This is a genomic window from Roseovarius sp. MMSF_3298, assembly GCF_030733705.1.
Classification (GTDB): Bacteria; Pseudomonadota; Alphaproteobacteria; order Rhodobacterales; family Rhodobacteraceae; genus Roseovarius; species Roseovarius confluentis.
The window spans coordinates 391,858-400,397 of the sequence record NZ_JASHIN010000001.1; the positions used below are offsets into that span (position 1 = coordinate 391,858).

The 8,540-nt window shown below is 63.6% G+C and carries 4 protein-coding genes and 1 pseudogene; all 5 read left to right on the plus strand.

The window, feature by feature from the left end:
- Window positions 1–503 precede the first annotated feature (503 nt).
- Entirely contained in the window at window positions 504–2,195 is a 1,692-nt protein-coding gene (locus RBB18_RS01955) for a methyltransferase domain-containing protein (RefSeq protein ID WP_306111122.1), read from the plus strand.
- Window positions 2,196–2,265: 70 nt separating this feature from the next.
- Window positions 2,266–3,138, plus strand: a complete 873-nt coding sequence (metF, locus tag RBB18_RS01960; RefSeq protein ID WP_103761026.1) for a methylenetetrahydrofolate reductase [NAD(P)H] — start codon at window positions 2,266–2,268, stop codon at window positions 3,136–3,138.
- Window positions 3,139–3,153: 15 nt separating this feature from the next.
- Window positions 3,154–6,890, plus strand: a pseudogene (metH, locus tag RBB18_RS01965) (methionine synthase).
- A gap of 66 nt (window positions 6,891–6,956) precedes the next feature.
- A complete protein-coding gene (metK, locus tag RBB18_RS01970) occupies window positions 6,957–8,147 on the plus strand; it encodes a methionine adenosyltransferase (protein WP_103761828.1) in 1,191 nt (396 codons plus the stop codon).
- 34 nt (window positions 8,148–8,181) lie between these two features.
- The coding region (locus RBB18_RS01975; protein ID WP_306121232.1) for an adenosylhomocysteinase at window positions 8,182–8,540 on the plus strand (359 nt) is incomplete at its 3' end.

Consider the following 8,540-nt stretch of genomic DNA (forward strand, 5'->3'; position numbering starts at 1 on the left):
ATTGGCGCGTGTCTTACCACTTCGAACCGGGTGAGACTGAATGAAGTTTTCCTGTCTGACATGGCTCGGCGAACCCGCAAGAAATTAGCTTATCGAAGCATAACCTGAACTGCCGCTGGTCGCGATTCTTCGGGTTATCGCCCGGTGAGGCGTGACGGCTAATTTTTGAGCGTTAAATTTATTAAGCCTTTATAGGTATTTGAGAGAGACATTGCGCGATTTCATGAAAATTCCGCACACAAAGGTTGAATACGCTTCAGTTGAAAAGGTACGCAATGGGACATTAAAGGCCGGCGAAAACTTCTATAAACGAAATTTTCCGGCTGGGCGGCGAGGTCCAAACCGATCCGACCGCCAGTGATCACAGGGATCTGCCCACGCAACGACGTGCGGACTGAACAACGACAACCCTGACGGTACCGCCTCTGTGTTCCGCACCGCGGAATCCGGAAGCCCGGTTGCGGCCAAGTGCGGGCTGCCGTCACCAGATAACGGAGAGAGACATGACCAGCGATGTCGCCGGCAACGCCGAACTGACGATGACCAAGCAGACCTACAGTAAGGATCCGCTGGCAGACCGCGAAACGGGACATTATCGCAAGGAATACGTCACCAGCTTCGTCGACAAATGGGACGAGTTGATCGACTGGGACGGTCGCGCCCAGAGCGAGGGTCAGTTCTTCATCGACATCCTGAAGGCGCGCGGCAAGGAACGCGTGCTGGACGTGGCCTGCGGGACCGGCTTTCACTCGGTGCGCCTGACCGAAGCGGGTTTCGACGTCACCGCTGCCGACGGCAACGCGGCCATGGTCGCCAAGGCGTTCGAGAACGGCCAGAGCCGCGGCCTGATCCTGAAGACGGCCCAGGCGGACTGGCGCTGGCTGAACCGGGATATTCACGGCAAGTACGATGCGATCATCTGCCTGGGCAACTCTTTCACCCACCTTCACGAAGAACAGGACCGCCGCCGCGCCCTGGCCGAGTTCTACGCCGCGCTCACGCATGACGGCGTGCTGATCCTCGACCAGCGGAACTATGATGCCATGCTCGACCACGGCTTTTCGAGCAAGCACAAGTTCTATTATTGCGGCGACGATGTCACCGCCGAGCCGGACCATATCGACGACGGGCTTTGCCGGATGCGCTACAGCTTCCCCGACGGGTCGTCCTACACGCTGAACATGGCCCCGATCCGCAAGGATTACATGCGCCGCCTGTTCCGCGAGGCCGGGTTCGAGCGCGTGCGCACCTATGGCGATTTCCAGGATACGTATGCCGAGGAGGAGCCCGACTTTTTCATCCACGTCGCCGAGAAATCGGCCGAGCACGTGGCCCGCTGGGGCGGTAACGGCGCCGATGGAAACGCGGATATCCGCGATGTCGCGGAAACCTACTATGACAGCGACGATGCCGATACGTTCTACTCCACCATCTGGGGGGGCGAGGACCTCCATATCGGGCGCTACGCGACCACCAAGAACATCCGCGAAGCCAGCGACCTGACGATCGAAAGCATGATCGAGGCGCTGCCCGACCTGAAAGCCGGATCCCGGGTTCTGGACCTTGGTGCGGGCTATGGCGGCGCGATGCGCACCGTCGTGAAGAAGACCGGCTGCGAGGCTGTCTGCCTTAACATCTCCGAGACGCAGAACGAGTATAACCTTGGCAAGGTTCGCGCCGCGCGGCTGGCCGACAAGATCAGCATTCGCCACGGCGTATTCGAGGACGTGCCAGAGGCCGACGAGAGCGTCGACGTGGTTTGGAGCCAGGACGCCTTCCTGCATTCCGACCAGCGCGACCAGATCCTGGCCGAGGCGTTCCGCGTGCTGAAGCCGGGCGGGCACCTGATATTCACCGACCCGATGCAGGCGGATGACGTGCCCCAGGGCGTGTTGCAACCCGTCTATGACCGGCTGCAACTCAACAGTCTCGGGTCGCCGGGGTTCTACCGCCAGACAGCCGAGGGGCTCGGCTTCGAGACCGTACAGCAGGAGGATGCGGTCGGAGATCTGCGGGCGCACTATGCCCGGGTCCGCGAAGAGCTTCTGGCGCATTACGACGAATTGCGCGAAAAGGGCTGCTCGGCCGAGTATCTCGACAAGATGGCGGTTGGCCTGCAGAACTGGGTGACGGCCGCAGATGACGGCCACCTCGCCTGGGGCATCCAGCATTTCCGCAAGCCCGTAAAACACTGAAGTCCACGACGGGGGCGCCGTGGCGCGCCCCCGCCCTTTCGCTCCCGACCACCGAGATGGAGACACGCACATGACAGGTACGTCCGACACGCCGTCGATTTCATTCGAGCTTTTTCCGCCCAAGTCGGAGGCCGGTGTGACCCGACTGCGCGATACCGTGGCGCAACTGAGTGCGGCCGACCCGGAGTATTTTTCGGTCACCTACGGCGCCGGAGGCACCACGAGGGACCGCACCGCGCGCATCGTCGAGATGGTGGGTAACCGCACGGGGCTGCCGGTGGCGCACCACTTCACCTGCGTCGGCGCCAGCCGGGCCGAGATCGACGCCCAGGCCGAGGCGTTCTGGGAGACCGGCATGCACAGTATCGTCGCGCTGCGCGGGGACCTGCCGGAGGGCCAAAGCCTGCCCGAGGATGGCTATAACGATGCCGCGGAACTGGTGGCGGCACTGCGCCGCAAAGGCGAGTTCGACATTTCGGTCGCCGCCTACCCAGAGGTGCACCCCGAGGCCCGCGATGCCGCTGCCGACATGGACCACCTCAAGCGCAAGATCGATAACGGCGCGGCGCGAGCGATCACGCAATATGCCTTTGACACCGACACCGTGCTGCGGTTCGTCGATCGCGCGCGGGCCGCGGGCATCGACGCGCCGATCGTTGCCGGGATCATGCCGGTCGCCAATTTCGAGGGGCTGAAGCGGTTTTCCGCAGGCTGTGGCGCCTCGGTGCCCGACTGGATGGGCCAGATGTTCGACGGGCTGGACGAAGCCCCTGAAACCCGCGCGATGGTGGCGACGGGCGTTGCCGCCGAGCAATGCCGCCGCCTGATGGAAGCCGGGATCACCGACTTTCACTTCTATACGCTCAACCAGCCGAAAGTCACGCTGGCTGTCTGCAGGACATTGGGGCTGACACCAAGTATTGTGGCCGAGAACGCCGCTTGAAGGATTGAAGAACGCATGACCAAGACCAACGACATAGCCGCCGCCAACGCCGACCGCATCCTGGTGCTGGACGGGGCGATGGGCACGATGATCCAACAGGAAAAGCCCGACGAGGCCGCCTATCGCGGCGCGCGGTTCAAGGATCATCCCAGCGACGTGGGCGGCAACAACGAGTTGCTGACCCTGACCCAGCCCGACATGATTCGCAAAATTCACGAGGATTTCCTGCATGCGGGCGCCGACATCCTGTGCACCAACACCTTCGGCGCGAACGCGATCAGCCAGGCCGATTACGACATGACCGACCTGGTGGTCGAGATGAACACCGAATCCGTCCGCCTTGCGCGGGAGGCCGCAGACGCGGTCGCCACGCCAGACCGGCCGCGCTGGGTTGCGGGGGGCATCGGCCCGACCAACCAGACGGCCAGCATCAGCCCGGACGTGAACGACCCCGGCTTCCGGGCGGTGACGTTCGACGACCTGGCCCGCGCCTATGGCGAGGCGGCGCGCGCGCTGATCGAGGCGGGCGCCGACCTGCTGCTTATCGAGACGATCTTTGACACGCTGAACGCCAAGGCCGCGCTTTTCGCCATCGACAGCCTGTCGGACGAGGGCCTGACCATTCCGCCGCTGATGATCTCGGGCACCATCACCGACCGTTCGGGGCGCACCCTGACCGGCCAGACGCCCGAGGCGTTCTGGGTGTCGATGAGCCACGCGCGGCCCTATTCCATCGGGCTCAACTGCGCGCTGGGCGCGGGCGAGATGCGCCAGCACGTGCGCACCCTGTCCGAGGTGGCCGATACACGGGTCAGCGCCTATCCCAACGCCGGCCTGCCGAACGAGATGGGCGGCTATGACGAAACGCCCGAGGAAACCGCCGAGCATCTTGAAGAGTGGGCGTCGTCGGGGCTGGTCAACATCGTGGGCGGCTGTTGCGGCACCACGCCCGAGCATATCCGCGCCATCGCGGAGGCGGTCGCGGGCAAGGCCCCGCGCAAGATCCCGCAGAAGGTCAAGCGCATGCGGCTGAGCGGCCTGGAGATGTTCGAGACACAAGGCGCGGACGTTAAGGAGGGCGCAGCATGAGCACCGGAGTTGCCAGTTTCATCAATATCGGCGAGCGGACCAACGTCACCGGCTCGGCCAAATTCAAGAACCTGATCATGGACGACGACTATGCCACCGCGCTCGACGTGGCCCGGCAGCAGGTCGAGAACGGCGCGCAGATCATCGACGTGAACATGGACGAAGGGTTGCTCGATTCAGAGCAGGCGATGAAGACCTTCCTGAACCTGATCGCGTCGGAGCCGGACATCAGCCGCGTGCCGGTGATGATCGACAGTTCCAAGTTCGAGGTGATCGAGGCCGGGCTGAAATGCGTGCAGGGCCGCGCCGTGGTCAATTCGATCTCGCTCAAGGAGGGCGAGGAGGCGTTCCTGGAACAGGCCCGCACCGTGCGGCGCTATGGTGCCGCCGTGGTCGTAATGGCGTTCGACGAGAACGGTCAGGCCGAAACCGCGAAGCACAAGTTCGACATCTGCAAGCGGTCCTACGATCTGCTGGTCGAGAAAGCCGGGTTCGAGCCCTGGGACATCATCTTCGATCCCAACATCTTTGCCGTGGCGACGGGGATCGAAGAGCATAACGACTATGCCAACGCCTTTTTCGAGGCGACCCGCCTGATCAAGGAGGCGATGCCGGACGTGCATGTCTCGGGCGGGCTGTCGAACGTGTCCTTCAGCTTTCGCGGCAACAACGCGGTGCGCGAGGCGATGCATTCGGCGTTCCTCTACCACGCGATCCCGCTGGGGCTGGACATGGCGATCGTCAACGCCGGGCAGATCACGGTCTACGACGACATCCCCGAAGAGCTGCGAGAGCATGTCGAGGACGTGCTTCTGAACCGCCGCGACGATGCCACCGAGCGCCTGCTGGAGATTGCCGACAAGTACAAGGGCACCGGTGAAGCCTCCAAAAAGGAAGACCCCAAGTGGCGCGAACTGCCGGTCGAGAAACGGCTGGAACACGCGTTGGTCCACGGCATCACCGACTATGTCGTCGACGATACCGAGGAATGCCGCCAGCGCGCCGAAAAGCCGCTCGATGTGATCGAGGGGCCGCTGATGGACGGCATGAACGTGGTGGGCGACCTCTTCGGGGCGGGCAAGATGTTCCTGCCGCAGGTGGTGAAATCCGCCCGCGTGATGAAGGCCGCCGTGGCGCACCTGCTGCCCTTCATGGAAGAGGAAAAACGCCTGTCGGGCGACACCTCGGCCAAGGGCAAGGTGATCATGGCGACGGTCAAGGGCGACGTGCACGATATCGGCAAGAACATCGTCGGCGTCGTGCTGCAGTGCAACAACTACGACGTGGTCGATCTTGGCGTGATGGTGCCGGCCGAGGATATTCTCGCGGCGGCGAAGAAGGAAAAGGCCGATATCATCGGGCTGTCCGGTCTGATCACCCCGTCGCTTGACCGGATGGTCGACGTGGCCGCCGAGATGAAACGGCAGGAGTTCGACCTCCCGCTGCTGATCGGCGGGGCGACCACCTCGAAAAAGCATACCGCGCTGAAGATCGCGCCGGAGTATGAGTATGGCGTGATCCATGTCGATGACGCGTCCAAAGCCGTCGGCGTGGTCTCGAGACTGCTGTCCAAGACAGCGCGGCCGGACTTTCTGGCCGATGTCGTCTCCGAGCAGGACAAGCTGCGCGACGGGATGAAAGGCGCCGGCGACCGGCCGACCGCTGCGCTGGCCGAGGCGCGTAAATCCAGGTTCGACGGCGGCTGGGAGAGCTACACGCCACCTGCCCCGCAGACGCCGGGCCTGACGGTCATCGACGACATGAACATCGCCAAGCTGCGGGAGTTCATCGACTGGACGCCGTTCTTCAACACCTGGGAGATGAAAGGCAAGTTCCCGAACATCTTCGACGATCCCGACAAGGGGCCCGCCGCGCGCGAACTGTACGACAACGCGCAGAAGATGCTGGACCGGATCGAGACCGAAGACTGGTTCAGTCCGCGCGGCGTGGTTGGCCTCTGGCCAGCAAATGCGCAGGGCGACGATATCGTCGTATGGGCGGACGAGGACCGCAAGACCGTGCGCGCCCGCATGCCGCAGCTGCGCCAGCAGCGCAGCAAATCGAACGGCCGGCCGCAGATGTGCCTTGCCGACTTCGTGGCGCCCGAGGGCACCGAGGACTGGGTGGGCGGCTTTACCGTGACCGCCGGGCGCGAGGTGCACGACATCGCCGACCGGCTGAAGGCCGAAGGCAACGATTACGACGCCATCATGGTGCAGGCGCTGGGCGACCGGATCGCCGAAGCCTTTGCCGAGGCATTGCACGCCCGCGTGCGGCGGAGCCTGTGGGGCTATGCCGCCGATGAAACGCTGGATAACGAGGCTCTGATCCGCGAGCAATATCGCGGCATCCGCCCTGCCCCGGGCTATCCGGCCAACCCGGACCACACCGAGAAGCGCACGCTGTTCGACCTTCTGGATGCGCCCGAGCATACCGGCGTCACCTTGACCGAAAGCTGCGCGATGTGGCCCGCATCGGCGGTTTCGGGGCTCTATTTCGCCCACCCTGACTCGGCCTATTTCGGCATTGGCCGCATCGGCCCCGACCAGGTGGCCGACTACGCCGAGCGCAAGAGCATGAAGATTGCCGAGGTGGAGGCGTGGCTGCAACCCAGCCTGTCCTACACGCCCGACAAGTCATCGGCCGATCGAAAGATCGCCTGACCCCTGCAAAAATCCAATTTTTGCCAAAAGCGACCCAACCCCACGACAGTGGAGAAAGGAACGATTATGAGCGACAAGTCATGGCTATTCACCAGTGAATCGGTGTCCGAGGGGCACCCCGATAAGGTCTGCGACCGGATTTCGGACGCGGTACTGGATGCCTACCTCGCCGCAGATCCGCAATCGCGCGTGGCCTGCGAAACGCTGGCCACAACCGATCACGTCACCATCGCCGGCGAAGTGCGCGGCCCGGAAAGCGTGCTGAAGGAGGTCGAGCAGATCGCCCGAGATGCAATCCGCGACATCGGTTACGAACAACATGGCTTTTCCTGGAAGGATGCAGAGATCGTCTGCCGCCTGCACGCCCAATCGGCCGATATCGCGATGGGCGTCGACGAGGGCGAAAAAGGCGAGGAAGGTGCCGGCGACCAGGGCATCATGTTCGGCTATGCTTGCAACGAGACCGAGGAGTTGATGCCGGCGCCGATCCAGTTCGCCCACAAGATCCTGCGCACGATGGCCGAGGACCGGAAATCCGGCAAGCAGCCGAATTTCGGGCCGGATGCCAAAAGCCAAGTGACGTTGAAATACCAGAACGGCAAACCGGTCGGCCTCGACACCGTGGTCGTCTCGACCCAACACGCCGAAGGACTGAGCCAGGACGACGTGCGCGCGCTGGTCGAGCCCTACATCACCGATTGTTTCAAGACCGAGGGCTGGAGCCTGCCGTCGCAGGACAAGATCATCGTCAACCCGACCGGCAATTTCGTCATCGGCGGCCCGGACGGTGATGCGGGCCTCACCGGCCGAAAGATCATCGTCGACACCTATGGCGGCGCGGCCCCGCATGGCGGCGGCGCGTTTTCCGGCAAGGACCCGACGAAGGTGGACCGCTCGGCGGCCTATATCTCGCGCTACATGGCCAAGAACGTGGTCGCCGCCGGGCTGGCCGACAAGTGCCAGATCCAGCTGGCCTATGCCATCGGCGTGCCCGAGCCGGTCGCCCTCTATGTCGACACGCTGGGCACGGGCCGGGTTGACGAGACCAAGTTGGCCAGCACCCTGCGCGAGATGGTCCGACTGACCCCGCGCGGCATCCGCGAGCATCTAGGCCTTCTGAAGCCGGTGTATGCACGCACCGCTGCCTATGGCCATTTCGGGCGCGTCCCGGACGATGACGGCGGCTTCAGCTGGGAACGCACGGATCTGGCCAGCGAACTGGCCCGCACCTTCGGCGTATCCGCCGCAGCAGAATGATCCGAAACATCAGAACGAAGAAAGGAGACGCGACATGAACAAGCCAGAGAGAGTCAGTCCCGCGGACAGCGCGATCCGTGACATCGCTCTTGCCGGTTTCGGCCGCAAGGAGCTGGACATCGCCGAGACCGAGATGCCGGGCCTTATGGCCCTGCGCGAGGAATACGGGTCTGAAAAGCCGCTCAAGGGCGCGCGCATCGCGGGGTCGTTGCACATGACGATCCAGACCGCCTGCCTGATCGAAACGCTGGTGGCGCTGGGCGCGGAGGTCCGCTGGGCCTCGTGCAACATCTTTTCCACCCAGGACCACGCCGCAGCCGTGATCGCCGAGGGCGGCACGCCGGTCTTCGCGGTCAAGGGCGAGACGCTGGAAGAATACTGGGATTATTGCGA

Excerpts from the sequence above, each read along its gene's own strand:
- RBB18_RS01955 (WP_306111122.1), top strand. The coding sequence starts at position 504 with ATGACCAGCGATGTCGCCGGCAACGCCGAACTGACGATGACCAAGCAG.
- metF (WP_103761026.1), top strand. The coding sequence starts at position 2,266 with ATGACAGGTACGTCCGACACGCCGTCGATTTCATTCGAGCTTTTTCCG.
- metK (WP_103761828.1), top strand. The coding sequence starts at position 6,957 with ATGAGCGACAAGTCATGGCTATTCACCAGTGAATCGGTGTCCGAGGGG.